Source organism: Agrobacterium vitis, assembly GCF_014926405.1.
GTDB lineage: Bacteria > Pseudomonadota > Alphaproteobacteria > Rhizobiales > Rhizobiaceae > Allorhizobium > Allorhizobium vitis_H.
This window is the reverse complement of record NZ_JACXXJ020000005.1, coordinates 2,039,282-2,066,167: the sequence shown is the minus strand read 5'-3', so window position 1 is coordinate 2,066,167 and position 26,886 is coordinate 2,039,282. Positions and strand designations below refer to the sequence as shown.

Below are 26,886 nucleotides of genomic sequence, written 5' to 3'. Positions count from 1 at the left end.
CGTCGATCCGCCGTAGCGCAACCGACCGGCAAGCTGACGGAACCGTCAGAGCAGGAAGGCCGCGTACGGCATGGACAATCGACTGCTACTGTCGCTTGGCATCTTATCGATGACTCCGTTGATATCCGTGCGGGAAGTTCCCGCTCGTTCATATTAGCTGCGCCTCTGTCTGCGCAAAGTCAAGAGGGGGATGGTGGCTCAAACCGGGGCGAAAGCGTGCGGCGCACTACACAAATCGGTGATTGCCTGTTCTGTCTGGATATAGGCGTCATCTCGATTTTTATTCCGCTATCCTGCGGGTCGGAGGGTGCGGAAATTTCCGAGATAGTGCAAGGACTTACTCAATAAATTCCACCGTGGCTTGGTAAGCCTTCGAAAGGGAAAACCGGTGGGCGCAGCACTCACGCTCAGTTAACCATGCACACAGAACACGCTCAAGCCACGCTGCTGGCGCGGGCCGGTTTAAGGGCCGGTCAGGATGCGGATCGGCGCTGTAGCGCCACCGAGATGAGAAAGACGATCAGGCCGAAGAAAGACAGGATCGCGCCGACATAGCCCGTTGCGCCATAGCCGTAACCGGCGGAAATCACCATGCCGCCAAGCCAGGCGCCGAGTGCATTGGCAATGTTGAAGGCCGAGTGGTTCGATGCTGCCGCGAGCGTCTGAGCATCGGCTGCGACATCCATCAGTCTCGTCTGCACGGCGGGACAGGCGGCGAAACCGCAGCCGGTCAGGAAGACGCAAATGCACAGCATGACTGGATTGGCGGCAGTCAGCGAAAAGATCGTCATCAGCACGACGTTGAAGGCCAGCATGCCGCCGATTGTGCCGTTTAGCGAATAATCGGCCATGCGTGAGCCAACGACGTTGCCGACATTCATGCCGATGCCGAACAGCGCCAGCACCACAGCAATCATTGAGGCGGGCATCCCGGCGGTGTCGGTGGTGGTTTTGGCGATATAGCTAAAGATCGAAAACATGCCGCCAAAGCCGACCGCAGCCACGGCAAGCGCCAACCACACTTGTAACCGGCCGAAAGCACCGAGCTCGCGGCGAATGCTGGCGCCTTCGGCTACCGTGTCCTTGCGCAGGTTGAACGCGATCAGCACCGCCGTCAGCGCGGCAATTGCCCCGACCAGCATGAAGGCGGCCCGCCAGCTCATCATCTGGCCAAGGAAGGTGGCAAATGGCGTGCCGATCAGCGTCGCAATGGTCAGGCCTAGCATGACGCGGCCAACGGCGCGGGCCCGCTTGTGCGGCTCAACCATAGATGCGGCCACCAGGGCGGCAACGCCGAAATAGGCGCCATGTGGCAGCCCGGTGATGAAGCGCAGGACGGTGAAACTCAGAAAGCCCGGGGCCATTGCACTGGCGATATTGCCAAGAGCAAACAGGCCCATCAGCATCAGCAGCAATGTCTTGCGTGGCAGTTTTGCCGCCAGTGCGGCAATGATCGGTGCTCCGACGACCACGCCCAAAGCATAGGCGCTGATAACCCGGCCCGCTTCGGGTACGCTGACGGAATAGGTCTGCGCCACCTCCGGCAACAGGCCCATGATGGCGAATTCTCCGGTGCCGATGCCAAACCCACCGACGGCCAGCGCAAATTCAATCAACAGGACGGTGCGCGGCGACAGGGCGGCTTCGATCCGGTCTGAACTGGGTCTGACGGGCGAGGGTGCGAAGCGGATCGTATCGTTCATAAAATCATCCCGGCACCGGAGCAAGGCTGGTGCTGTTCAATAGAAAATGCAGCAGGGAAAACTGCTCGACGCAGCTGAATCGCGAAATAACCCATTTGGCGCATCCACAATGCCGCCGCTAACCTTGTGCTGTCATGCGCAAGGCAAGACAGTCAAAGTCGCAAACCTGCGGACGGGGATGGTCAAACGTGATGCCGTTACCCTTAGCATGCATGTGTGCGTTGCGGTAGAATGATAATGATGATCTTGATCTTTTCGGCTGCAAACCCGATTTGCAGCAGACGCATGCAACATAATCGGTGGTGGATCGTTAAAATGCGTTGTCGTGCGGTTTCAACGTAAGGCACACCAGCCTGGAGCTGGGCGGCGGTCAAAAGGAGCAGCGCGGGAATGAAAATCATGGCCGTTTTCAACCGGGAGGGCGGGACCTTTCGCACTACCGACATGGATGCCTATTGCGCACGTGCCGAGCAAATCTTCCGCGATGCCGGTCATGAGATCGAAACCATGGCTGTTGATGGTCGTGATATCGTCAAGGCCCTCGAGACCGCTGCAAAGCAGGGGTATGACGCGCTGATCGCCGGTGGCGGCGACGGGACCATATCGACGGCCGCCGGCATTGCCTGGAAAGCCGGTTTGCCGCTCGGCGTCGTCCCCGCCGGGACGATGAACCTGTTTGCACGCTCGCTGAAACTGCCGCTCGATATCTGGCAGGTTCTGGACGTGCTGGCATCGGCGGAGGTCCAGTCTGTTGACATCGCCACTGCCAATGGTCAGCCCTATGTGCACCAGTTTTCCGCTGGCCTGCACGCCCGGATGGTCCGTCTGCGCAACCGGATGGACTATGCTTCGCGCTTCGGCAAGATGCGGGCCAGCACCAGCGCTGCGATCAGCGTGATGTTCAATCCGCCTCGCTTCGACGTCGTCTTCGATATCGACGCCGATGGACGACAGGATAGCAAGGAAGTGTCAGCCGTTTCGGTTTGCAACAACCCGGTTGGAACCAACCCGTTGTTTTATGCCGATGATATTACCACAGGACAACTCGGAATTTATCTTGCTGCCCCACTTGATTCGGTCGGATTGGCGGGATTGGCGATTGATATTCTGCGCGGCAAGCTCACGGAAAACCAGGCCGTCACGTCGGCCACCTCACAAATCGTCAAGCTGCATTTCCCAAAACATCGCCACGGTGTTGCCTGCGTGATTGATGGAGAACTGCTGCGGATGCCGCGCGATGTGGAGATCAGAATCCATCCAGGGGAACTAAAAGTCTTGGCGCCCGCCCTTTCGGCATAGTCCATCTCATGAAAACGCCCGGACGAGCCGGGCGTTTAAACTGTGACATTTTCCAAAAAGCTTCAATGCGTAAACGCAGCGGCAATCAGGGCCTTGGTATAGTCCTCGGCGGGGCTTTCGAAAATGTCTTCCGTCGGCCCTTCTTCAACGATCTTTCCGTTTTTCATCACGATCACATGGTCGGAAATCGCCTTGATCACCGACAGATCGTGGCTGATGAACACGTAGGACAGGTCGTGTTTCTGTTGCAGGTCGCGCAATAGCTCAATCACCTGCCGCTGCACCGAACGGTCCAGGGCTGAGGTCGGTTCATCGAGGATTACCACTTTCGGCTTGAGGATCATCGAGCGGGCGATGGCGATACGCTGACGCTGGCCGCCGGAAAATTCATGCGGATAGCGATTGCGCGAGGCCGGATCGAGGCCGACTTCCTTCAAGGCGGCAATGGCACGCTTGTCGCGTTCCGCCTTGCTAAGATCAGGCTCATGCACGTAAAGCCCTTCGGTGATGATCTCACCGACCGTCTGGCGGGGCGAGAGCGAGCCGTAGGGGTCCTGAAACACCAGCTGCAATTGACGGCGGAAGGGACGCATCCCGGCGCGGTCGAGGCCGGAAATATCCGTGGTCTCGAAGCTGAACCGGCCATCGGCGGACAGCAGCTTCAGCAACGCCCGTCCCAGCGTGGATTTGCCGGAACCGGATTCGCCGACGATACCGATGGTCTGGCCCTGCCGGAGCTTCAGATTGACATGATCGACGGCCCGGAACTTTCGATTGCCCTTGAACAGGATGCCGGAGCTGATGTTGAAATCCACCACGACATTGCGGCCTTCGAGGATAACCGGTGCATCGGAGGGCGGTGCGGCCTTGGAACCTGATGGTTCGGCGGCCAGCAGCATTTTGGTATAATCGGCCTGGGGGCGCTCAAAAATATCGTCGCGGCTGCCCTGTTCGACTATCTCGCCGCGCCGCATAACCGCCACGCGGTCGGCAACATGCTTGACCACACCGAGATCGTGGGTGATCAGCACGATGGCCATGCCGAAGCGCTTTTGCAAATCGGCGAGAAGATCGAGGATCTGCGCCTGGATCGTCACGTCCAGCGCCGTGGTCGGCTCGTCGGCGATCAGCAGGTCCGGCTCGTTGGCGAGCGCCATGGCGATCATCACGCGCTGGCGCTGGCCGCCGGACAATTCGTGCGGATAGCTGTCGATCCGCCGTTCCGGTTCCGGGATGCCGACCAGCTTGAGCAGTTCCAGCACGCGGGCGCGCGCCTTCGACCGGCTCATGCGGCGATGAAAAATCAACGGCTCGGAAATCTGCTTGCCGACCGTGTAGAGCGGATCGAGCGAGGTCATCGGCTCTTGAAAGATCATGGTGATCTTCGAGCCGCGCACGTCGTTCAGCGTCGAGATACTGGCACCTGCCAGTTCGGTTTCGCCGTAGCGGGCCGAGCCTACCACCTGTCCATTCGAGGCCAGCAGCCCCATAATGCCCATCATCGTCTGGCTTTTGCCGGAGCCGGATTCACCGACGATGGCCAGCGTCTCACCTTTCTTGACCTCGAAGGAAATGCCCTTGACGGCATTCACCTCGCCATCGGGCGTGGTGAATGTGACCTTCAGGTCCTTGACGGTCAGCACCGTCTGGTTTTCGGTCTTGTCCATGCTTATCGGTCCTTGGGATCAAGCGCATCGCGCAGCCCGTCGCCCACGAAATTGAGCGAAAACAGGGTCAGCACGAAGAAAAAGGCGGGGAAGATCAGCAGCCACGGAGCGTTCTGCATGTTTTTCGCACCTTCGGAAATCAGAGTTCCCCAACTGGCCAGCGGAGCCTGAACGCCAAGGCCGAGGAAGGAGAGGAAGCTTTCGGTGAGGATGACCTGCGGCACCACGACGGTGACGAAGACGATGACCGGGCCGATGGTGTTGGGAATGATATGACGGCGGATGATCTGCCAGTCGTTCAGACCCAGTGCTTCCGCCGCACCGACGAATTCACGGCGCTTCAGGGACAAGGTCTGACCGCGGACGATCCGGGCCATTTCCAGCCATTGCACAGCGCCGATGACGATGAAGATCAGCCAGATGGAGCGGCCGAAAAATACCACCATGACGACGACTAGAAACACGAAGGGCAGCGAATAGAGGATTTCGACGATGCGCATCATCACATTGTCAACCCGCCCGCCCAGATAGCCGGAGGTGGCCCCGTAGATCACGCCGATTCCGAGTGATACGAGACTGGCGGCAAGGCCGACCGCAATCGAAATCTGACCGCCCAGCATGACACGCACCAGAAGATCGCGGCCATTGCTATCGGTTCCGAACGGAAAATATTCCTGAGAAACGCGACCGGTCAATACCATGCTGAGCTGGTCTGGGGTGGTCTGGGCGACCCGCGTTTCCTTGAACTCATTGACCCGGTCAAAATAGCGCACGGTGCGTGGGTCGATCGGTTTGTCTGACGTGATCGTGGCAGTGAAGCTGCCGTTTTCCACAGCGAATGCGCTGATCTTCAGCCGCGCTCGATTGGCCGCGCCCTCGGCAACCTGTTGAAGTGTGGCCGGATCCGGGAAGGGCTTGAGGCTCGGCGGTACCGAAACATAGGATGGAAATACCTGATCGTAGTTATGCGGCACGAAAAGCGGGCCTGCGAAAGCAAAGAGGGTGATGAGCAGCAAAACGAAGCAGCCGCCCATGGCCGCTCTGTTGCGGCGAAAGCGCAAGAGAGCCAGCTGGCCAAGGCTGCGGCCTTCGACCGCCGGAGAGGTAATGGAAATATCAGTCATGGCGAACCCTCGGGTCGAGCAGGCCGTAGGCGATGTCGACGATCAGGTTGAAAACGATCACGAATACCGCAACGAGAACCACGGTGGCCATGACCAAGGGATAGTCACGGTTTAGCGCACCGATGACGAAGAAGCGGCCGACGCCCGGAATGGTGAAAATGCTTTCGACCACAGCCGAGCCGGTCAGGAGGGCGGCGGCTGCGGGCGCTAGATAGGACACGACCGGCAGCATGGCGCCACGCAAGGCATGGGTGATGACGATGGTGCGCGACGGCAGGCCATAGGCGCGGGCCGTGCGGATATGGTCTGTATGCAGTGCCTCGATCATCGAGCCGCGCGTCAGCCGCGCGATGATGGCGATTTGCGGCAGGGCCAGAACGGTGATCGGCAGGGCGAGATAATAGGGCGAGCCGTCACCCCATCCGCCCGCAGGTAGAAGGGATAGCATCAGGGCAAAAATCAGCGTCAGCACTGGTCCCATGACGAAATTCGGAATTGTGACGCCCACTGTCGCGAAGGTCATCACGACGAAATCGATCAGGCCATTCTGACGCAACGCGGCGATAGTCCCGAGGATGACGCCGCCTATCAGCGCGATCAGCAGGGCGGTAGCACCAAGCTGAACCGAATAGGGCAGGGCCTGGGCAATCAACTGGGCAACGGTATTGTCTTTGTAGATGAAACTTGGACCGAAATCACCGCGCAGGGCATTGCCGAGATAGGTGATATATTGCTGCCAGATCGGCTGGTCCAACTGATAGGTCTTCATCAGGTTGGCCATGATATCAGGCGGCAACGGGCGCTCGAGGTCGAACGGCCCGCCCGGCGCAAAGCGCATCAGGAAGAAGGATATGGTGATGACGACGAACACCGTTGGCACGGCGCTCATCAGTCGGCGCAGGACGAAATTGATCATGGTCAAATAGCCGACGCGCGACGGACCGGATTGGCCCATCGCGCGTCATTCTCCTGTTCGACGTTACTTGGATACGCTGAGATACTTGGAATAATGCTCGTTGACGGCATTGTCGCCCCAACCGGAAACTTTGCTGGATACCAGCCAAAGATTGGCCGTGTTCATCAGCGGGGCCACTGGCTGCTGATCCACCAGGATCTGTTCAGCCTTATGCATCAGTTCCATCCGCACCTTCTGGTCCTTTTCGTCATAGGACTTCTTCATCAGCGCGTCGAATTCCGGATTGTTCCAGTGGCTGTAGTTGAAGGTCGTGTTGGTGCTGATCGTCAGCGCCAGGAAGTTTTCCGGGTCGGCATAATCTGCCCCCCAGCCAGCACGGGCGACGCTGTATTTGCCGCCTTCCTTGAGGTAAGAATAGTGCGAGGCCACGTCTAGATTGACGAGCGATACTTTGGCACCGAAGGTGGTCTTCCACATATCGGCAATGGCGGTCGCCACGCGCTCGTGGTTGGTATTGGTGTTGTAGCGGATTTCGAGGTTGAGCGGCTTGCCGCCTTGGCCGTAACCGGCCTCCTTCATCAATTCCACGGCCTTGTCTTCGCGGTCGATTTGCGACAGCGAGGCAAAATCGGGCGCGGCCGGCTTTTCATAGCCTTCCATGCCCGGAGGCACCATGGAATAGAGCGGCAATTGCGCACCGGAATAGATTTCGCTCGACAGGAAATCTCGGTCTACGGCCATAGACAGAGCTTTGCGAACGCGCACGTCGCTCATAGGCTCCTGGCGCATGTCAAATGTGTAATAATAGGTTGCCAGACCCGGATCGACATGGACCTGGCTATTATAGGCAGCGCGCAACCGCTTCAACTGGTCGGCGGAGAAATTGTAGACGACATCAAGTTCACCGGCTTCGTAACGGCGAACGGCGGCGGCGTCATCTTCAATTGGGTAGAATACCACCTTGTCGAGTTTAACATTCTTGGCATCCCAATACTGGTCGTTCTTGGCAACTACCAGCTTGTCGTTCGGCACATGCGATTCCAGCTTGAAGGCGCCGTTATTGACCATATTGCCTGGCTTGACGAACTGATCACTGAATTTTTCGTAATTGGCCTTGCTGATCGGCAGGGCGGTATAATGAGCCATCAGTTGCAGGAAATAGGGCGTTGAGCGCTCCAGGGTGATTTCCAGTGTCTTGGCATCAACGATCTTGATGCCAAGCTGATCGACAGGCGCCTTGCCTGTGTTTACAGCTTCCGCATTCTTGATCGGATAGAGCAGGTTGGCATATTCGGCGGCGGTCTTGGGGTCTTCCAGGCGGCGCATGGCGAACTGGAAGTCTTCCGCGGTTACCGGCGAACCGTCGGACCATTTGGCATTATCGCGGATCTTGAAGGTGTAGACCGTGCCGTCGTCGGAGACTTTCCAGCTTTCGGCGGCGCCAGGCACGATCTTACCATTTGCGTCATGCGTCGTCAGGCCTTCGAACATGTCGTGAATGACAAAGCCTTCGATGTCGATCGAGATATGCGCCGGATCGAGCGATTTCGGTTCGCCTGCATTGCCGCGGTTCAATACCGCTTCCGCCAGTGCACTGCTTGCACCAAACAGCAGGGAACCGGCCAATACCGCCGTTGCCAATCGGATTTTCATCTGGGTCATTCTTGTTGTCTCCGCGCCCATGGGGAATTCGTTCGGTTGTTGACCAAATGGTAAAATTGCCCAAAAAACAAGCCCTGCCTTCAAAAAAACATTGTCGGTTTCTGACCAGAGGCACTTTGTGCTCAAAAGGCAAAATGTTTTCCACAGTCTGGCCCGACATCCCCATGATTTTAGGGGAAGTTGGTGCTCCATTCTGTTTGGTTGCGCTATTTTAGTATTTTATTGTTCAGATTGCGATCGGCATGGGATCACATTCCGCTGAACGGTTTTCATGGTCCGGCATTTCTGGACATGGCAGGCGCGTTTACAAGCGCGGCAGATAGGTCCGATAATCGAAATCCGACACGGTGCGCAGATAGGTGATCGCTTCCTTGCGCTTGGTATCACCGTAGAGTTGGCGATATTGTTTTCCGAAAACATCGGCGATGAAATCAGACGTGCGGAAGGCATCGACGGCGGTCAGGAAGTCATGGGTTAGCAAGTCCGGGCTGGTGGCTGGCGCATCAGGCGTGGTCACTGGGCCGGGATCGAGATCGGCCTCCAACCCCTTCAACATGCCGCCGAGAATGGCGGCGAGCAGCAGATGCGGATTGGCGTCGGCACCCGCCACACGGTGCTCGATCCGTGCTGCCGGGCCGTCCTTGTCTGGAATACGAATAGCGGTGCCGCGATGGCCGAAACCCCAGTCGATCCGGTCGGGTGCAAAGGAGCCGGGCTGGAAACGGCGGTAGGAATTGGCGAAGGGCGCAAAAATCAGCTGCGCTTCCCGCATGGTCTGCAACAGGCCCGCCGTTACCGATTTCAGTTTGACCGGTTCGCCGCCTTTGGCATCGAGAATATTGCGACCCTCGGCATCGATAATGCTGACATGCACATGCAGGCCGGAGCCTGCCTGGTCGCCATAGGGCTTGGCCATGCAGGTGGATTTCAGCCCGTGGCGGCGGGCGGCAAATTCGGCGACGCGCTTCAGGTAGATACAGTCATCCGCCGCTGCCATGGCATCGGGCCGGTGCAGAAGATTGACCTCGAACTGGCCGGGTCCGAATTCCGCCGTCGTCGCATCGGCGGGCAGGCCCATGGCATCGGCATAGGCGCGCACGGTGGCGAGATAATCCTCCATCGCCCCGGTTGCCCGCATGTCATACAGCTGAAAGCCGTTCGGCTCGCCGCGATAGGTCAGCGCCTTGGGCGGCATGGGGCGACCAGTTTCGCGCCAATCATCTTCCATCACGTAGAATTCCAGCTCGGTCGCCACGACCGGCGTCAGGCCCAAGGCCGCAAACCGCTCCAGCACCCGGGCCAGAATGGCGCGCGGGCAGACGAAATGCGGCTGGCCCTCAAGTGTATGCATAGTGGCCAGCACCTGTTTGGAGCCTGATGGTGCCCAGGGCATGGGGCTAAGCGAACGCTTGTCGGGTATGCACAGGCCATCTGGATCGCCCAAGGTCAGCGAAATGCCGGTCAGGTCGTCATTATCATCGCCCCAGATATCCAGCGACTGGGTGGAGGCGGGCAGGCGGACGCTGTTTTTCCAGACCTTGTCCTCGGCGTTCAGCGGGATCATCTTGCCACGCAGATCGCCGTTCATGCCGACCAGCAGGATTTCGATCCGGGCCTGCGGGTCGGGAGCGGTGCTGGTGGAGGCGTCGATCTGGGTCATGGCGGGCTTTCGAAAGAGGTCTGCCAGCCCCTGGCGGTTCTTGCCAAAGCTGGTGCATATCGTCATGGTCGTAGCGGATAAATTGCCGCCTTTCAATGCGACACCGCCGCCTGAGGATGCCTGCCATGAACGAGAAACCTGCCGTCCTTTCCAATCTTGCCGCCATCGATGCCGCCCATCATCTGCACCCGTTCAACGATACCAAAAAGCTGAACGAGGCAGGTGTGCGCATTATTGAGCGTGCTGAAGGCGTCCATATCTGGGATGCGACGGGCAAGAAATATCTGGATGCGTTTGGTGGGTTGTGGTGCGTCAATGTCGGCTATGGCCGCAAGTCGATTGCCGATGCGGCCTATGCGCAAATGCAGGAACTACCCTATTACAACACGTTTTTCGGTTCCACCACGCCACCGGCGACACTCTTGGCCCAGAAGGTCACAAGTCTGGCCGGGCCGCAGATGAACCATGTGTTCTTCACCAATTCGGGTTCCGAGGCCACCGATACATGGTTTCGCCTGGCGCGGGTCTATTGGAAGGCACTCGGCCACCCCACCAAGACCCAGGTGATTGCTCGCAAGAACGGCTATCATGGCTCGACCGTTGCGGGCGCTTCGCTGGGCGGCATGAAATACATGCATGAACAGGGCAATCTGCCGATTGAGGGCATTCACCACATCAATCAGCCCTATTGGTATGGCGAGGGCGGCACCCTTTCGCCTGAGGAATTCGGCCTTAAGGCCGCGCAGGAACTGGAAGCGAAAATTCTGGAACTTGGCGCGGAAAACGTTGCGGCTTTCGTGGCTGAACCCGTGCAAGGGGCGGGCGGCGTAATTATTCCGCCGGATAGCTATTGGCCGGAGATCGTCCGGATCTGCAAGCACTATGACGTTCTGCTGGTCTCGGACGAAGTGATCTGCGGATTTGGCCGGTTGGGCAGCTGGTTCGGCTATCAGCATTTCGGGTTCGAGCCGGATCTGGCTCCGATTGCCAAGGGCCTATCGTCAGGCTATCTACCGGTTGGTGGCGTGCTGGTTTCGGACCGGGTGGCTGAGGTGCTGATCAACGAGGTCGGCGATTTCAATCACGGCTATACCTATTCTGGCCATCCGGTATGCGCGGCGGCGGCACTGGAAAATATCCGTATCCTCGAAGAGGAAAAGCTGGTGGAGAGGGTGCGCGACGATATCGGCCCCTATTTCGCCACGGCGCTGGCGTCGCTTGCCGATCATCAGATGGTAGGCGAGGTGGTCAGTCTTGGGCTGATCGGCGCTGTGCAATTGACAGCGGACAAGGCGTCACGCCGTCGTTTCGCCAAGCCCGACGATGTTGGCGCGCAGGTGCGTAATCAGTGCGTTGCCAATGGCGTGATTGTCCGCGCCACCGGCGACCGCATGCTGTTTTCGCCGCCATTTATTATTTCCCGCGCCGAGGTCGATCAGGCGGTGCAGGTTTTGGGCAAGGCGCTGGACTGGCTGCGCGACAATTATCGCGAATAGGTCACTTTATTGCCAAGTCTCTGACATGCTCACGCATCCTCGCCTTGAAGGCATTGCAAATATCTCAAATGCTTGCACGGCTTGAGATATTTGCAAAGGGAATACAAGGTCATTTTCAATGACCTTGGTATCAGGCAGGCTTCCAATCAAAGGGCAGAGGCGCTTCGCGGAAGGCGAAACGGTCGAGATGGCTGGAAACCACACCTTTGTAGCGCTCCAGCAACTCGTCGTTTTCCGCTTCGATGGTGACCGTCAGTCCTGCCTCGTCGCAGGTCATCACGGCGGTGGCCGTGTCGAAGGTCACTGTGCCTTGGTTTTCGCCAAGCTCGACGGTCAGCTTGTGGCTCCAGTGCTTGCAGAGCTGCTGGACATATTTCCAACCGTGTTCGGTGGGGACGGTGGCAATGGTTTTTGTCATGGTCAAAGCCTTTCAATCTTGCTGGCTGCTTCATCGAGAATGCGGGCGACGTCCAATTGTGTCTCGCGCGATACGTCGTCCTGGGCGAGCCGGTCATGGATCACGGCGCGCAGATTATGGATTGCCCGGCGCACTGGCCCGGCATCGGTGCGTTCGGTCAATTTGGCAAGGGCGGTCAGCCGGGCGATGGCAATCTCTACCGCTTCGGCATTGTCGTCGAGGTGGATTTTTCCAGCCTCGGTAATACCCAGCAATTTGCGCGCGCCCTCGGTCTGTTGTTCCTCGGCCAGACCCATATCCAGCAACAGGGTCATGGTCGGATAGATCACGCCGGGGCTGGGCGCATAGGCACCGCCTGAGAGCCGCTCGATCTCGCGGATCAGGTCATAGCCATGGCGTGGCAGTTCCGAAATCAGCTTCAGCAGCACCAGCCGCAATTCGCCGGTCTCAAACATCCGGCGACGTTCGCCATCGCGTCCGTGCTTGCCGCCTGGTCCCTTGTGTCCAAAGGGACCGCCACGCATCGCGTGCATCAGGTCGGCAAGTGGATGGCCCCCTCGATCGCCATGTCTGCCACCATGTTCCCCTTGGTATTCGTGTGAATGAGAAAATCGCATTATCTATCTCCGATAAGTTTTTATAGGTCTAAGATATATCTTAGATAAAATCTATCAAGAGGCATTGCGATTTTTTTGCCAAATCGGAATATGTCAGGGCGTGGTGGAGTAATAGAGGGCGTAGCCGAAGGAATAGAGCGAATGCGGCCGTCCATGCAGGAAGGGCAGGGCGATTTCGCCGACCGATTGGGCCTGTAGACCGGGATAGGTGGCGATCCAGTCCTTCAGGGCCTTTGGCATTTCAGGGTTGGGCCTGCCGAAATTGCGCCAAATCACCAGCAGCGGATGCTGTGCGTCGAAACGCGCCGGTACAGGTACGCCGCTGGTTGGGGGAACGGTGACAGCAATATCGGGTGCATGCAGACGGATGTTGCCCGCCATCTGCTGATCGCTGGTCAGCACCAGAACTGGACGGCTTGGCGCTGAGGCCAGCGCCGTGGCAACGGCCTGGCCATAGGGTACATTCTGCTTCTGGTAATGACCGATAATGCCAGCGCCGACCACGCGACCATAGAGGATGACCGGCACAAGCACCATGATAGCAAGCGCGACGACCAGAAAGCGGCGCAACTGTCCTTCTTCGCCCAGGCCCGCCGCTTCGACTTTCAGGCAGAGATAGAGCGGCAGCATCAGAAAACAGGGCGCAAGCCAGCGGTCCTTGATGGCGCTGACGCCGCCAAAAATTACCATCAGTGCCAGAACGGCGACCACCAGCAGCATCATCCGGCCCAGCAGCCGGGTCCATTCATTGCTGGCGGACAAAACGGAGGCAGCTGGGCGCGGCAGATGCGGGAAGGGCAGGGTGCGGGCGAAGGGGATCAGCAGCAGCGCCATAGTGGGAGCGGCACTGGCCAGAACCGCCGTGCTGAGCGATGTCAGACCCTTGAAGATCTGCTGTGGCAGGCTGGTAATATTGTCATCGGTCATTTTACCCAGCGTATTGCGCGTCGCTTCCTGCATATGCTGGAAAAACCACAGGGCATGCGGCAGCAAGATCGCCAGTGCCACGCCAGCCGTCAGCAGGATGCGCCAGTCCAGTACACGCCGGCGAAACTTCGGCTCCGCCAGGATGGCGAGGAAGGCGGCGCTGACCAACAGAACGAAGTTGTATTTGGAAATAAACCCACAGCCAATGGCAGCCCCGGTCAGGGCGTAGCTCCAGATGCTGGGCGATTTCAGGGTCCGCAACACCCCGAACAGCAGCAGCGCGGTGCAGAAAATCAGCGCGACAGTATGGGTCAGGTCTCGCTGTGCCTCAAAGCTGATCTGCGGCATGGTCAACAGGCTAAGGCAGGCGATGATGACGAGATCCCGGCTTTTCAGCACCTGTGCTGCGGCCAGCGCGATTAGCGCATAGCTGGCAAACAGCATCAGGTTTTTCAACAGCGCCAGCGCGAGCCGGTTGGGGCCGAGTAGCTCCACCACGCCATACTGGATCCAGTTGTAGAACGGCGGCTGGCTGTCGTAGCCGATTGAAAGCCATTGCGCATAATAGAGCTGCTGGCCTTCGTCCAGTTCCAGCGACGCAGGCAGGGCCAGGCGCACCAGCACCTGAACGATGAAATAGACGCCCAGGAGAAGGAAGAGCGAAGCGGGCTTCTGCCGGAGCGTCGAAATCATCTCAGATATCCTTGGTATCCGGAGCCTGGTCATAGGTTTTGCGGATCACATAGGCACGCGGTGTATCGTAGGAACGGGTCAGCATTTCCGCGACAATGCCAGTGGTGATCATCTGGATTGAGGCCAGGAACAGCATAACCCCGACCAGCAGCAGCGGCCGTGTGCCGATATCCTCGCCCATCAGCTTGATGACGAACAGATAAAACAGGATCAGCGCGCTGAGCGTGCCGATGAAGAAGCCGATCATCCCGAAGAAATGGCCGGGCCTTTGGCGGAAGCGCATGAAGAACAGCACGGCCAGCAGATCGAGCACGACGCGGGCGGTGCGGGAAATACCGTATTTCGAGGTGCCGAACTGGCGGGCGTGGTGATTGACCACAGTTTCGCCGATCCGCGACGATGGAATGACGCTGGCGACCCAGGCCGGAATGAACCGGTGCATGCCGCCCATGATGCTGATCTGTTTGATGATATGGGCGCGGTACAGTTTCAGCCCGCAGCCATAATCGTGGATGCGCACGCCAGTCACCTTGCCGATTAGCCGGTTGGCGCACCAAGAGGGGATCTTGCGCAGCACCAGCGCATCCTGCCTTGCCTTGCGCCAGCCGCAGAGCAGGTCGAGATCACGGCTTTCCAACTCAACGATCATGCCGGGAATATCGTGCGGATCGTTTTGCAGGTCGCCGTCCAGCGAGGCGATCAGCCGTCCGCGTGCGGCGTCGAAACCGGCCTGAAGACCTGCTGCCTGGCCGAAATTGCGCTGAAATTCGATGATTTTCAGGTCCAGGCCCTCCCGACCGAGATAGGTTCGCGCCCGGCTCAATGTCCGGTCGGTGGAGCCGTCATCGATGACGATCAATTCCCAGGGCTTGCCGAAATCCTTCAGCGCTTCCATCACCCGCTCGATCATGCGACCAATATTGTCTTCTTCGTTCATGAAGGGCACGACGACCGACAGTTCAATCGCGGATGCGGCATTATCAGAGGAAGCAGGGCCGGTTACGGCGGCGAAACTGTCTGTCGGCAAGGGAGGAACTCCGAAAATTGCTGGCCTTTATAAGTCCGGGTGTTATAGGAACCGGCGCGGCCACGCAATTCGGAACTGTCAGGGCAATGACCTCAATCGATCAAAGTCACCGCAAATCGTGGATAAAGCGCCATGGCGTTTCACTCGTCGCCTTTATCGCCATTGCCGCTTATGTGGTTTTTGTCGAAGCCGTCTGGGGCTGGTCCATGGTGCTGCAAGAGTGGCAGGCACTGGGCCTTTCAACAGTGCTGCTGGCGCTGGGCCTGTTGGTGTCCACCTCTCTGGTGCGGGCATGGCGGATCTACGATTATTTCCCACGCCAAACCTCGGGCCGGTTCACCGCGCTGTTTCATCTGGCACAGGTCCATAATCTCCTCAATATTCTTTTGCCGTTTCGAAGTGGTGAGACCAGCTTTCCGCTGCTGATGCGCTCGGAATTTTCCGTGCCGCTACTGTCAGGTACCTCGGCGCTGCTGGTGATGCGGCTCCTGGATCTGCATGCGCTTCTGGCTGCCGCCGGTCTCGGTCTGGTGCTGGGAAGGCCGCAGCCGCAAGTGTGGGGAATGGCTTGGCTGCTGTTTCTGGTCCTGCCGCTGATCGGTTTTGCCTTGAAACGCCCGGCAATCCTGTTTGCCAAGACGCGATTTTCCGGCAGGTTGCTCAAGATGGTCGAAGGCGTGGAGGCAGGCCTGCCTGCGCATAAAGGGGCCTTTTTCCGGGCCTGGGCCATGACCATCGTCACTTGGGGGACCAAGGTTCTGGTGTTTGCCTGGGTGTTGAGCCTGATGCAGGTAACACCGCTATCGGCGGCTTTTGGCGGAGCACTGGGCGGAGAGCTTTCCTCCGTCCTTCCCTTTCATGCGCCCGCTGGCGTCGGCACCTATCCGGCTGGCATCGTCGCCGGTGCGGCGGCTCTTGGAGCGGCAGTGCAGGATATGGACGGATTGGCCAAGGCTGCCGTCAACCTGCATCTGATCGTCATCGTCTCGGCCCTGCTCAGTGCAGCGCTCTCGCTGGCGCTGCACGCGGTCTTCCCTTCGCCTGCGCGAAAGCCCTAAAACGGCAAGGCATCAACGTCAAGGCATCAACGGCAAGGCATCGAAGATGCTTACTGGAAGGCCGTTTCGAAAAAGCTTCTCAGCTTGCGCGAATGCAGTTTTTCCGTTGGCATGGCACCGAGCTTCTGTAAGGCGCGGATACCGATCTGCAAATGCTGGCTGACTTGCGTCTTGTAGAAAGCCGTCGCCATGCCAGGCAGCTTCAACTCCCCATGCAGCGGCTTGTCGGACACGCAGAGCAAGGTGCCATAGGGAACGCGGAAGCGGAAGCCATTGGCGGCAATCGTCGCCGATTCCATATCGAGCGCAATGGCGCGCGACTGCGACAGGCGCTTCACCGGACCGCGCTGGTCACGTAGTTCCCAGTTGCGGTTGTCGATGGTGGCTACCGTGCCGGTGCGCATGATGCGCTTCAGCTCGAAGCCTTCATAACCGGTAATTTCCTCGACGGCATCTTCCAGCGCCAGCTGCACTTCGGCCAGTGCCGGGATCGGCACCCAGACGGGCAGGTCGTCGTCCAGCACGTGGTCTTCACGCATATAGGCATGGGCCAGCACATAATCACCCAGCCGCTGGCTGTTGCGCAGACCGGCGCAGTGGCCAAGCATCAGCCAGGCATGCGGACGCAGCACGGCCACGTGGTCGGTAATGGTCTTGGCATTGGACGGGCCAACGCCGATATTGACCATGGTAATGCCAGCATGCCCCTTCATTTTCAGATGGTAAGCTGGCATTTGCGGCAGGCGGCCAAGCGGCGCGCCGGAGGAGGGTGCGTTTTCCCCGGCCAGAGTAGTGATATTGCCCGGCTCGACAAAGGCTGTATAGCCTTCGCCGCCATTGGCCATCAGGGTGCGGGCATAGGCGCAGAATTCATCGACATAGAACTGGTAATTGGTGAACAGCACGAAGTTCTGAAAATGCTTGGCGCTGGTCGCGGTATAATGCGACAGCCGCGCCAGCGAATAATCGATCCGCTGCGCCGTGAAAGGCGCCAGTGGAAACGGTTCACCGGCTGGCGGCTCATATTCGCCATTGGCGATTTCGTCGTCCGTGGTCGAAAGGTCAGGCGTGTCGAAAATATCGCGCAACTGGATATCGGAAAAGCCGGTAGCCGAGGCCTCGACATGGGCGCCTTCGCCGAAGGCAAAATGCAACGGGATCGGCGTTGTCGATTCACTGACCTTGACCGGAACCTGATGATTGCGCATCAGCAGGGACAGCTGTTCCTTCAGGTAATGGCGAAACAATTTCGGATTGGTCAGCGTCGTCGTATAGATGCCCGGCGAGGTGACATGGCCATAGGAAAGTCGGGTATCCAGATGGCCGAAACTATTGGTCTCGATACTGACCTGCGGATAGAAGGCCCGATAACGGCCCTCTATCGGTGCGCCATTGGCAAGGGCTGTAAACGCATCGATGAGAAACGCCGTATTGCGCTCATAAATCTCTGTAATCGCATCGACGGCCTCGCGGGCGTCGGCAAACAGCCTTGCCTCGTAAGCGGGTGGGCTGATGATGGTGACAGGGATAGGCCCAGGGATGGAATTGACGATTCTATTGCTCATGAGACGTTATATATCGGTCTGAATAACAAGCAAACGACAGCCATGCATTTCCGCTGAATTTATCCCCTGCGCGCCGCGATGCTTTGGATGGTCGGCGCCGACCCGTTTTGCAGCGAATAGAGCCGCTCTCCCGTCAGGCCCGTGCGCAGGTTTTGCGGTATCCGGGTAGAATTGATGACCAGTATGGAAAACAGCGCCGCGAACACCGCCATGATAACCGTCACTGCCGTCAGCCGTAGTGTAATGTCTCTCATGATATCCCCCGATAGCTTGATGGTTTTGATATGAAACGATCAAGCTATCGCGAGGCTGGAATTCTGGCTGACGCTTTTGCGTTTGTCCCTTGAACTTGGCGCCATGATCTTTACCTCAGGGGCAGGCAGACATTGCGTGATGCTTCAAAGGAGAGAGCCCATGACAGCGCCTATCGAGCTTTATTACTGGCCCACGCCGAACGGCTGGAAGATTTCCATTTTGTTGGAAGAACTCGGCCTGCCCTATGAGGTGACCTACATCAATATCGGCAAGGGCGAGCAATTCGCGCCGGATTTCCTGAAAATTTCGCCCAATAACCGTATGCCAGCGATCATCGATCCGGACGGTCCGGGCGGAGCGCCGATATCCGTGTTCGAATCCGGCGCCATTCTGCAATATCTCGGGCGCAAGACCGGCAAATTTTATCCCACGGACGAGCGCGCCCGCGTCGAGGTGGATCAATGGCTGTTCTGGCAGATGGGCGGCCTCGGTCCGATGGCCGGACAAGCGCATCATTTCCGCCAATATGCGCCGGAAAAGATCGAATACGGCATCAACCGCTACACCAATGAAGTCAACCGTCTCTATGGCGTGATGAACAAGCGGCTGGCGGATCGGGAGTTTCTGGCGGGCGATTATTCCATTGCCGACATGGCCTGCATCGGCTGGGTCGTACCCCATGCCAATCAGGGACAGGACCTCAACGATTTCCCCCATCTGAAGCGCTGGTTTGAGGCGATGATGGAACGCCCGGCGGTCAAGGCCGGTATTGCTGTTGGCGCCGAGCGGCGCAGCAATGTCGCCACCGATGAGGAAGCCAAGAAAGTCCTGTTTGGCCAAAAGGCGCGATAAGCGGGCGTCTTCTAAAACAGTCAATACCGCGCCGGTATGATCCGGCGCGGCGAAATATTACAGTCTGGTCCAGGTCTGGCTCTTGCACAGTACGGCCAGCACGCAGCCCTTCAAATTGAGGGATTTGCCCTGGACATTTGCCGAGCCGGAATAGGTCTTGTCATTGTCGGGATCGGTGACTTCGCCGGTATAACTGGCACTTGCGCCACTCAGCTTGCCGATTTGCTTGCCTGCATGCTTGCCCGTCTTCAAGGTGATGCAAAAGGCTGTGCCACAGCTGGCGATCTCGGCAGTTTCACCGCTCGCCGTCTTCCATTTGCCTTCGATCGGCTCCGCCGCGCTGACGCTTGTCAGGCTCAAGGCCAGTAGTCCGGCTGCGAGTAGAATAGTTTTCATCCGTTCCTCCACGATCCTCCGCCCCCGATATGGTTTCGGGTAGCAAGACCATCAAATTAAATGACGCGCACGTAAACGTAAATAGGGCTCCGCTGCGATGTGAAGTGCGCCATGACGAGGCTGACATTTCGAAACATTTCTGCGCCTCTCTTGATCATGGTGAACAAAGAGTAAAATCACAACCGTGAAAAATCGGTAAAATTAACCTCTATTTGCCGGTAAACCAGCCGCTGTAATGCTTAACGGAAAGACAAGTTGACAAAGGGTTTCGAGCCCGTTTGCCACCCGTTAAGCAAGCATTTTAAGCGCATTTTGAAACCCGTCCGACATAATGAACCCATCAAACGAGCAGGGAAAACCTGCCGCACCGCAAACACCGAAAAGCGACGTTAGATCGCCAGGATGTTGACGGTTCAGACATAAAAACAGGGACTTAGCCTGGCGGAGTATTCCGGCGCAGTGATAAGCCGGAAACCCGCCATGACACTGAAAAAAGACCAACCGAAACCAAATTGGACAGGGACTAGACCATGGCACGTTTCGATATGCAGGCAGACGATATGGCCACGATTGGTGGTCAGCCCCAGGCTGATATCTTTCGGATCATGGGCCTGATGTATGCCACCGGTCGTGGCTGCGAGCAGGATCTGGTGTCTGCCCATAAATGGCTGAATATCGCCGCGATCAAAGGCTGTGACCGCTCCGTCGGCCTCCGCTCCGATCTGGCCTCGACCATGACCAAAAGCCAGCTGGCCGAAGCGCTGCGTGACGCCCGTGAATGGATGACCTCCCACTGATCCACCGCCATCCAAACAGGGCATCAACGAAACAGGGTAATGCCAAACTATTTAACCGCGACCAGCAGGAACAAGGCTGGCGCGGTTTTTGTTTTCAAACGGTATTGTCGCCGTGTTAGCCGATATCACGCAGTACGACTGGCAGCGCCTGTTCCAGCAAATCGAGATCCTCCGGCAAGCCAGCGCTGATGCGGATACAGCGATTGAGCGGCGCCACACCCGGCATGCGGATAAACACCCCATGCTGCATCAGTCCATCGACAATTGCGCGGGCATAGGCCGGGTCGCGGCCGCAGTCCACCGCCACGAAATTGGTCGCTGAGGCCAATGGTTGCAGGCCATTCTGGCGGGCAATTAAGGAAATTCTCTCCCGTGCCGCGATGATCCGCGCGACGGTTGCGGTCAGATAATCCTGGTCGGCGAGGGCGGCCAGAGCTGCGGCGACGGAGGTGCGCACCATGCCGAAATGATTGCGGATCTTGTCGAAAGCAGACACCGTTCCAGGCGTGCCGATCGCATAGCCGATCCGTGCCCCGGCCAAGCCATAAGCCTTTGAAAATGTCCGCATCCGCAGCACATTCGGCAGATCGATCAGCGCATCGACAGCAGGGATGCTGCCAACCGGGGCAGTTTCGCTATAGGCTTCGTCCAAAATGAGCAGACATGTCTCCGGCAAGGCGCGGGCAAAGGCAACCACGTCGTGGCTTTCATGCCAGCTTCCCATCGGATTGTCGGGATTGGCGAGATAGGCCAGCGGAGCATTTTCGCGGCGGACTGCCTCCAGCAAACCGTCGAGATCCTCGCGGTCCTGCCGATAGGGCACCGTCACCAGTCGCCCGCCAAAGCCACTGACGTGAAAATTGAAGGTCGGATAACCGCCAAGCGAAGTGACGACTGGCAAACCCTGTTCGATCACCAACCTCACGGTCAGGCCTAGAAGATCATCGACGCCTTCGCCAACCGCAAAATTTTCGGCGGCAAGGCCATAATGTGCGGCCAGGGCGGCCTTCAGATCGAAATTTTCAGGATCGGCATATTTCCAGATTTCGGATGACGCGGCCTGCAACGCCAGGTGAACTTTGGGCGAGGGGCCGAAGCCGCTTTCATTGGCGCCGATCCTGGCCTTGACCGGCAGACTACGCTGGCGCTCGATAGCCTCTGGGCCGACAAAGGGAACGGTGGCGGGCAGGCGGGAGATAAGCGGCGTAAACCGCGAAAAGGATGACATGAACGCTATTCCTGGCGAATCGGTGTCGCTGAGAATAGAAAGGCTGTAAGGAGCCGCCAAGGGGCATTAGATCAAACAGCAGCGGCTAGCCCTCTTTATTGCAGCCGACGGCAGTTGGTTGAAAATAAATGGTGCGCAACGAGGTTTGAGCGCCTGTTCACCGGGCAAGTCTGCCTGTTCCTGGCGCAACGGTTTTTCCAGCATTGTCTTTGGTGCGGTCGGCGCTCATGACGAAGTCGGTACGGATAATCCGTTGCAACAAGACTTCTGAAATCGGCATGAGGAATTTGACGCCAGCCCTTGTGCCGTTTCGATAAGCTTCGGCACAGCCGATACGTGTAGCAATCCCTAAAACCTCCAGATAATAGTGACTGCCAAGGCCGATCCCGGTATCCAATTCTATACCGGCGCCACCGCGGGAAATATCCAGCACCGTGGCGCTACGCATGGTCACGCCGCTCAAACCAGCGCGGACCGCCATGATACGAGCCGGCCGACGAACCTGATAACGGTCCCAGCGCCGCTCATACATTTCTGAAGTGACGGTTGCTAAATGGGTTCCTTGCAGCATGATCTCTCCTCGGTTGTCCTTGTTGTCAGGAGAAGTTTGCCGCAATGGCATTTCAGAGCGTTAAATCTATTCCATCAAATTTGAGCGATTGGACTAATTTTAAAACCAAAACGAGAATACATAAAGAAGCGCAACTCAATCTCAAGTTCAACCTATATTAGTCTGTGCCATTACGGTCCAAATTCGAAGGAGAGCTTTACGACGTGATGAAGGAATTCGGGATCGATCAGCATGTTGAAGCTCACCACTGCGGTCTCTTGCTCTCTGCGCATCAAGGTGCAGCCGATCTCGTCGCGAATGCCTAGAATTTCCAGAAAGAAGTTTTTCGGCACGGGTAGCATGCGGCTGACTTCGAGTTCCGCACCTTGCAGAGAGATTTTGCGGATCAGGCAGCGTACCGTGGTTTTGGTGCTGAGATGATGGCCGACAAAGATGATTTTGCCAGGTCGGTCAATGCCGAATTTCTTATAGACAAGGTCCCGCGGAATGTCCTTTTTTGCATCGAGAATGTTCTGCAGGGGCATGACACCGGTCCTTCTTCTCCTTCTTGGTATCCCAGTTTAACGCAGTTTTCCTAATTGTTTGCCTCATCTTTTCGGTAAAATTTTCGAGCCTGACGAACTGCGAACTCTCTTCTGCGACGTCCCAAGGTGAGGAAGTGGCCGACCTTCGGAACCTGGCATTATTACATCCAGGCGTGGCAACCGAACTTGACGGGTTGGCATCCGGTATTTACCCGTTGATGAGAATGGTCATCGCGCTGACCGCCGCATTTTTTCGGCAGAGAGTTCGCGATTTTTCTGGAGGGATGGCGTGGAAAATTCATTGGTGATTGTCGGCGCAGGGCAGGCCGGTTTTTCTGTTGCGTCAAAACTACGGGCACTGAACGACCAACGACCGATTACCATGATTGGCCTTGCGCCGGAATTACCCTATCAGCGCCCACCGCTTTCAAAAAAATATCTGATCGGTGAAATGAGTTTTGATCGACTGCTGTTGCGGCCCGCCCAATGGTACGATGAAAACGCGATCACAATGCGCCTTTCCAGTTGGGTGGAGGAAATTGATCGACCGAAAAAGCTGCTTCGGCTTCAGGACGGTTCATCACTTTCCTATGACACGCTCGTGCTTGCCACCGGTTCGACGCCGCGCGGATTGCCGCAGGAAATTGGCGGCAATCTTGCTGGTGTCTACACGATCCGCAACAAGGCCGATGCTGACCGCCTGGCTGAGGTGATGAAACCAGGGCGGCGGCTGTTGATCATAGGGGGCGGCTATATTGGCCTGGAGGCTGCTGCCGTGGCGCGCCATCTCGGCCTTGAGGTCACTGTGATCGAAATGGCCGACCGCATTCTTGCGCGTGTTGCTGCAAAGGAGACTGCCGATTTCATACGTGCCGTTCACCAGAGCCATGGCGTGATGATTCGCGAAAACATGGGCTTGAAACGCCTTCTGGGTAAGAATGGTGTCGTGACCGCTGCCGAGCTTTCAGATGGCAGCAGGCTCGATGTCGATCTGGTGATCGTCGGTATCGGCGCGACCGCCAATGACGGATTGGCGCGCAACGCCGGACTGCATGTGCAGAATGGCATTATTGTCGACGGCTATGCCCGGACATCTGATCCTGACATATCCGCTGCTGGCGATTGCGCGCTGCTTCCTTGGGGTGAGGGGGCTGTCCGGCTGGAATCAGTTCAGAATGCCGTCGATCAAGGGGAAGCCATCGCCATGGTGCTCGCAGGTGGGACAACGCCCTACACGCCAAAACCATGGTTCTGGTCGGATCAATACGATCTGAAACTGCAAATCGCCGGGCTTAACTTGGGCTATGACGAGACGATTATAAGGCCGGGCATGCGCGAGGGTAGCCTGTCCGTCTGGTATTATCGCCAGGACCGTTTCCTTGCGGTCGATGCCATCAATGATGCGAAAGCCTATGTCACGGCTAAGAAGCTTCTGGAAGCCGGCCGGTCCGCCGATAAGGCAATCATTGGTAATCCGCAGGAAGATTTAAAGCAGTTGCTGGCCTGATCCAGCGCTGACGAAATAGCTCTCGGGGCCATTTTAAAGCACCTCAGGCCCTTGAGGCGTGGAAGCATCTGCATCTCGTTCAAAGCGGCAATGCGTGAGTATCCGTGCCTTGATAGAAGGCAAGCCAAATTCTTTCAGAGTGAGAGGTTGCCTTGGGAAGAGCGAAAACCGGTTTTCCCGAAAAGACAAACGGCAACACAAGACGGGAGAGTTTGTATGGTTCAATCGAAGCCGAAAGACCCCAGACAATCCTAGAACCCAATCCTTCGAACCCAGTCCTATAAGAGAGGATTATGGGCAATAAGCGCAGTCGCGCTTTATATCCAACCCTGCTTGTGAGATTACGCATCGCGTCAAGGCAATAAAAAACCTCCGGGCGTAAACCCGGAGGCAATTGTCAACTGAAGATCAACAATCGATCAGAACTTGCGTTCCAGACGAACAAAGCCCGTCCAAACGTCGTCGTTGCCATCCCAATCGTGGTCCTGGTACTGAGCCGAAACCTTAGTGGTCAGGCCTTCAGCCAGCTTGTAGTCAACCGTCAGACCAGCTCTCCAGATGTCGCGACCGAAGTAATCGCCATCGGCGTCAACCTGAGTTTCGCCCCAGTACTGAACGCCAGGAGTCAGGCTCAACTTGTCAGTGATCTTTGCAGCGTACTGAGCAGCAACAGTCCACTTGCTGAGGTCGTAATAGGTGCTTGCGCCGGTCGAGTAGATCGCAGCGATACCGAATTCGCCAGGACCAACTTCAGCTGTTGCCAAGCCGCGGACAGCACCGTTGCTGGTTGCGAAGTCCCAAGAACCGAGCAGGTTTGCAGTAACCGGACCGTAGGTCGTGCCGATCTGAGCTTCAAGACCAACGCGGTTGTTCTTGCTGTACGGATCAGAGCCAGCAGCCGGAGTACGGCTGTAGTAACCCGTCAGTTCGTCAACCGAACCGTATACGAAGAAATTGTCAGCCTTGTACTTGTAAGCAATCGAGTTCAGACGGTTCGAACCGATATCGTCGGTTTCACCGGACAGATCGCTATCCCAAGGATTGTAGAAGGAACCAACCTGGAAGCCAGCAACAGTGATGAAGGCTTCGTCGAGTTCGAGGCTGCCGCCGTTTTCATCAGCCCAGGTGCGGACCGTGATGGTGGAGCCGATCGTGCCGAGTTCGGAGTCGTTCTTGGCATCAAAAGTAACGAGGCCACGCGTACGAGCATTCCAGTTACGATCATCGCCCAGGCTGTTGTTGCTTGCGCCCTGAACTTCGAAACGAACGTAGCCGCTGATTTTCAAGCAGGTTTCAGTGCCAGGGATGTAGAAGTAGCCAGTGCCGAAAGCATCGCAAACGCGGACGTATTCAGCAGGTTCGGGGGCGGCGGCAACAATAGCGTCAGCAGCCTGTGCGCCAGATACTGCTGCGAGAGCCGCAGCGGAGCCGAGAAGAAGGCCCTTAATATTCATTTTTGATCTCCAGTTTGTCGTTTAGGAAATAGAGATATTCTCTCTATGAACCGCTCTTGTTGTTTGCCCCCCGGCATACTGACTAGGCCCCGAATTCCAGCGGGGCCTAGTCTTAGTCTTATCTCCTAAGAGATAATTAGAACGAACGCTGCAAGCGAACGAAACCAGACCATACGTCGTCGCTGTTGTTCCAGGAATGATCCTGGTACTGAGCGGAAACCTTGGTGGTCAGGCCTTGCGCCAGCTTATAGTCCAGCGTCAAGCCACCCTTCCAGATGTCACGACCGGTGTAATCGCCGCTACCGTCAACCTGGGTGTTAGCGAAGTACTGAACGCCAGGAGTCAGGGTCAGCTTGTCAGTGATCTTTGCTGCGTATTCAGCAGCAACCGTCCACTCAGCCTTGTCGTAGTAAGCCGAAACGCCGGTCGAGTACAGGCCAGCGACGCCGAGCACGCCAGGACCGAGGTTTGCGGTTGCGATCACACGAACAGCGCCGTCGTTAGCAACTGCGTCCCAGCCACCCAACAGGGTTGCTGTTACTGGACCGAAAGAACCGCCAACCTGGCCTTCAATGCCAACGCGCTTGTTCTGGCCGTAAGCATCAGCCTGGCTGAGGTCACGTGGACGGCTGTAGTAGCCAGTCAGTTCGTCAACAGCGATGCCGGCGAAGAAGGTGTCGGACTTGTAGTTGTAAGCGATCGAGTTCAGACGGTTCGAGCCGAGGTCATCGGTTTCACCGGAGAGGCCCGTATCGAAGTAGTTGTAGAATTCACCAACCTGGAAGCCAGCAACAGTGATGAAGGCTTCGTCGAGTTCGAGGCTGCCGCCGTTTTCATCAGCCCAGGTGCGGACAGTGATGGTGGAGCCGATCGTGCCGATTTCAGAGTCGTTCTTGGCGTCGAAAGTGACGAGGCCACGAGTACGAGAGTTCCAGTCGCGGTTACCCGACCAGGACGAGTCGCCGTCGTTGCTGTTGCCCTGAACTTCGAAACGGACATAGCCCTTAACGCGAAGGCAGGTTTCGGTGCCGGGGATGTAGAAGTAGCCAGTGCCGAAGGCGTCGCAAACGCGGACGTATTCAGCTGGTTCCGGAGCAGCAGCAACGATAGCGTCTGCTGCCTGGGCGCCGGATACTGCTGCGAGAGCCGCAGCGGAGCCGAGAAGAAGGCTCTTGATGTTCATAATGACCTCCAGTCAAGTTTCATTAGGGTCTGGGCTTGTTTGGCTGAAGGACAGCATTTCCTGCCCCCATTCCCGTTAACGTATGAAACGGACGATCCACCGCCTCGCTTCTGGATTTGAAAATACAAAACGCTGCTGCGCTTGCAATCGACAAACGGCAAACGGGGCAGTTTCACCATAGCCTTCCCTGTTTGATGTTGCTGAAAGGACACAAAGCTATGGCCGAAGCGGGGCATTTGTTTACTCTTTGTTAAGAAACACTTTGAAAAACAAAGGCTAACGTCAAT

At 57.3% G+C, this 26,886-nt stretch carries 24 protein-coding genes; 6 read left to right on the top strand and 18 right to left on the bottom strand.

Features of this window, described 5'->3' with window-relative positions; genetic code table 11:
• Positions 1-473: 473 nt before the first annotated feature.
• Positions 474-1,703 (bottom strand): MFS transporter, encoded by a 1,230-nt coding sequence (locus IEI95_RS20935; RefSeq protein WP_156535212.1) that lies wholly within the window; start codon positions 1,701-1,703, stop codon positions 474-476.
• 390 nt (positions 1,704-2,093) lie between these two features.
• Between IEI95_RS20935 and IEI95_RS20930 the strand changes: the two genes are divergently transcribed.
• Positions 2,094-3,002 (top strand): diacylglycerol/lipid kinase family protein, encoded by a 909-nt coding sequence (locus IEI95_RS20930; protein WP_156535213.1) that lies wholly within the window; start codon positions 2,094-2,096, stop codon positions 3,000-3,002.
• A gap of 62 nt (positions 3,003-3,064) precedes the next feature.
• Here the strand turns inward: IEI95_RS20930 and IEI95_RS20925 are convergent, their stop codons facing one another.
• The 5 genes from IEI95_RS20925 to IEI95_RS20905 all read right to left on the bottom strand — a co-directional run bounded on the left by IEI95_RS20925 (position 3,065) and on the right by IEI95_RS20905 (position 10,031).
• On the bottom strand, positions 3,065-4,669 hold the full coding sequence (locus tag IEI95_RS20925) for an ABC transporter ATP-binding protein (protein WP_156535215.1): 1,605 nt from the start codon (positions 4,667-4,669) through the stop codon (positions 3,065-3,067).
• 2 nt (positions 4,670-4,671) lie between these two features.
• A complete protein-coding gene (locus IEI95_RS20920) occupies positions 4,672-5,793 on the bottom strand; it encodes an ABC transporter permease (RefSeq protein ID WP_087727626.1) in 1,122 nt (373 codons plus the stop codon).
• Entirely contained in the window at positions 5,786-6,709 is a 924-nt protein-coding gene (gene oppB / locus IEI95_RS20915) for an oligopeptide ABC transporter permease OppB (protein ID WP_015915426.1), read from the bottom strand. The genes IEI95_RS20920 and oppB overlap by 8 nt, the downstream gene beginning before the upstream one ends.
• Positions 6,710-6,772: 63 nt before the next feature.
• Entirely contained in the window at positions 6,773-8,371 is a 1,599-nt protein-coding gene (locus tag IEI95_RS20910) for a peptide ABC transporter substrate-binding protein (RefSeq protein WP_156535216.1), read from the bottom strand.
• Positions 8,372-8,675: 304 nt separating this feature from the next.
• Positions 8,676-10,031 carry a glutamine synthetase family protein gene (locus tag IEI95_RS20905; protein WP_156535218.1) on the bottom strand — a complete coding sequence of 452 codons (1,356 nt, stop codon included), beginning with the start codon at positions 10,029-10,031 and terminating at the stop codon, positions 8,676-8,678.
• A 125-nt stretch (positions 10,032-10,156) separates the two neighbouring features.
• Here IEI95_RS20905 and IEI95_RS20900 point away from each other — a divergent pair, with 125 nt between their 5' ends.
• Positions 10,157-11,527, top strand: coding sequence for an aspartate aminotransferase family protein (locus IEI95_RS20900; protein WP_156535219.1), 1,371 nt, complete (start codon positions 10,157-10,159; stop codon positions 11,525-11,527).
• A gap of 130 nt (positions 11,528-11,657) precedes the next feature.
• Here the strand turns inward: IEI95_RS20900 and IEI95_RS20895 are convergent, their stop codons facing one another.
• The 4 genes from IEI95_RS20895 to IEI95_RS20880 form a co-directional block, all read right to left on the bottom strand.
• Entirely contained in the window at positions 11,658-11,945 is a 288-nt protein-coding gene (locus IEI95_RS20895) for a DUF2218 domain-containing protein (protein ID WP_070149436.1), read from the bottom strand.
• A 2-nt stretch (positions 11,946-11,947) separates the two neighbouring features.
• Complete coding sequence (locus IEI95_RS20890; RefSeq protein ID WP_156535221.1) at positions 11,948-12,562, bottom strand: PadR family transcriptional regulator; 615 nt, start codon at positions 12,560-12,562, stop codon at positions 11,948-11,950.
• Positions 12,563-12,655: 93 nt separating this feature from the next.
• Positions 12,656-14,182, bottom strand: coding sequence for a glycosyltransferase family 39 protein (locus IEI95_RS20885; protein ID WP_194416947.1), 1,527 nt, complete (start codon positions 14,180-14,182; stop codon positions 12,656-12,658).
• Between the two features lies 1 nt (position 14,183).
• On the bottom strand, positions 14,184-15,146 hold the full coding sequence (locus IEI95_RS20880; RefSeq protein WP_194417331.1) for a glycosyltransferase family 2 protein: 963 nt from the start codon (positions 15,144-15,146) through the stop codon (positions 14,184-14,186).
• Between the two features lie 149 nt (positions 15,147-15,295).
• Between IEI95_RS20880 and IEI95_RS20875 the strand changes: the two genes are divergently transcribed.
• Complete coding sequence (locus IEI95_RS20875; RefSeq protein ID WP_156535225.1) at positions 15,296-16,267, top strand: lysylphosphatidylglycerol synthase domain-containing protein; 972 nt, start codon at positions 15,296-15,298, stop codon at positions 16,265-16,267.
• 50 nt (positions 16,268-16,317) lie between these two features.
• Here IEI95_RS20875 and IEI95_RS20870 read toward each other — a convergent pair whose 3' ends face one another.
• Complete coding sequence (locus IEI95_RS20870; RefSeq protein ID WP_015915435.1) at positions 16,318-17,832, bottom strand: AMP nucleosidase; 1,515 nt, start codon at positions 17,830-17,832, stop codon at positions 16,318-16,320.
• Positions 17,833-17,891: 59 nt separating this feature from the next.
• Positions 17,892-18,086 carry a hypothetical protein gene (locus IEI95_RS20865; RefSeq protein ID WP_041696379.1) on the bottom strand — a complete coding sequence of 65 codons (195 nt, stop codon included), beginning with the start codon at positions 18,084-18,086 and terminating at the stop codon, positions 17,892-17,894.
• A 160-nt stretch (positions 18,087-18,246) separates the two neighbouring features.
• On the opposite strand from IEI95_RS20865, the gene IEI95_RS20860 reads away from it, so the two are divergent.
• The gene (locus IEI95_RS20860; RefSeq protein ID WP_156535226.1) at positions 18,247-18,939 is read left to right on the top strand and encodes a glutathione S-transferase family protein; all 693 of its coding nucleotides are present in this window, start codon (positions 18,247-18,249) and stop codon (positions 18,937-18,939) included.
• A 57-nt stretch (positions 18,940-18,996) separates the two neighbouring features.
• Here the strand turns inward: IEI95_RS20860 and IEI95_RS20855 are convergent, their stop codons facing one another.
• Positions 18,997-19,335, bottom strand: a complete 339-nt coding sequence (locus IEI95_RS20855) for a DUF2147 domain-containing protein (protein ID WP_015915437.1) — start codon at positions 19,333-19,335, stop codon at positions 18,997-18,999.
• Positions 19,336-19,865: 530 nt separating this feature from the next.
• Between IEI95_RS20855 and IEI95_RS20850 the strand changes: the two genes are divergently transcribed.
• Positions 19,866-20,132: an SEL1-like repeat protein gene (locus IEI95_RS20850; RefSeq protein ID WP_015915438.1), complete on the top strand. Its 267-nt coding sequence runs from the start codon at positions 19,866-19,868 to the stop codon at positions 20,130-20,132.
• Between the two features lie 115 nt (positions 20,133-20,247).
• On the opposite strand, the gene IEI95_RS20845 is transcribed toward IEI95_RS20850, so the two are convergent.
• The 3 genes from IEI95_RS20845 to IEI95_RS20835 all read right to left on the bottom strand — a co-directional run bounded on the left by IEI95_RS20845 (position 20,248) and on the right by IEI95_RS20835 (position 22,455).
• On the bottom strand, positions 20,248-21,360 hold the full coding sequence (locus IEI95_RS20845; RefSeq protein WP_156535228.1) for a pyridoxal phosphate-dependent aminotransferase: 1,113 nt from the start codon (positions 21,358-21,360) through the stop codon (positions 20,248-20,250).
• A gap of 157 nt (positions 21,361-21,517) precedes the next feature.
• Positions 21,518-21,931, bottom strand: a complete 414-nt coding sequence (locus tag IEI95_RS20840; RefSeq protein ID WP_060715920.1) for a PilZ domain-containing protein — start codon at positions 21,929-21,931, stop codon at positions 21,518-21,520.
• Between the two features lie 170 nt (positions 21,932-22,101).
• Positions 22,102-22,455: a hypothetical protein gene (locus IEI95_RS20835; protein WP_015915441.1), complete on the bottom strand. Its 354-nt coding sequence runs from the start codon at positions 22,453-22,455 to the stop codon at positions 22,102-22,104.
• 289 nt (positions 22,456-22,744) lie between these two features.
• On the opposite strand from IEI95_RS20835, the gene IEI95_RS20830 reads away from it, so the two are divergent.
• Positions 22,745-23,962, top strand: coding sequence for an NAD(P)/FAD-dependent oxidoreductase (locus IEI95_RS20830; protein WP_194416946.1), 1,218 nt, complete (start codon positions 22,745-22,747; stop codon positions 23,960-23,962).
• A 419-nt stretch (positions 23,963-24,381) separates the two neighbouring features.
• Here the strand turns inward: IEI95_RS20830 and IEI95_RS20825 are convergent, their stop codons facing one another.
• Together IEI95_RS20825 and IEI95_RS20820 are read right to left on the bottom strand one after the other, a co-directional pair.
• Positions 24,382-25,416, bottom strand: a complete 1,035-nt coding sequence (locus IEI95_RS20825; protein WP_087727637.1) for a porin — start codon at positions 25,414-25,416, stop codon at positions 24,382-24,384.
• A 136-nt stretch (positions 25,417-25,552) separates the two neighbouring features.
• Positions 25,553-26,599, bottom strand: a complete 1,047-nt coding sequence (locus tag IEI95_RS20820) for a porin (protein ID WP_156535230.1) — start codon at positions 26,597-26,599, stop codon at positions 25,553-25,555.
• Positions 26,600-26,886 lie beyond the last annotated feature (287 nt).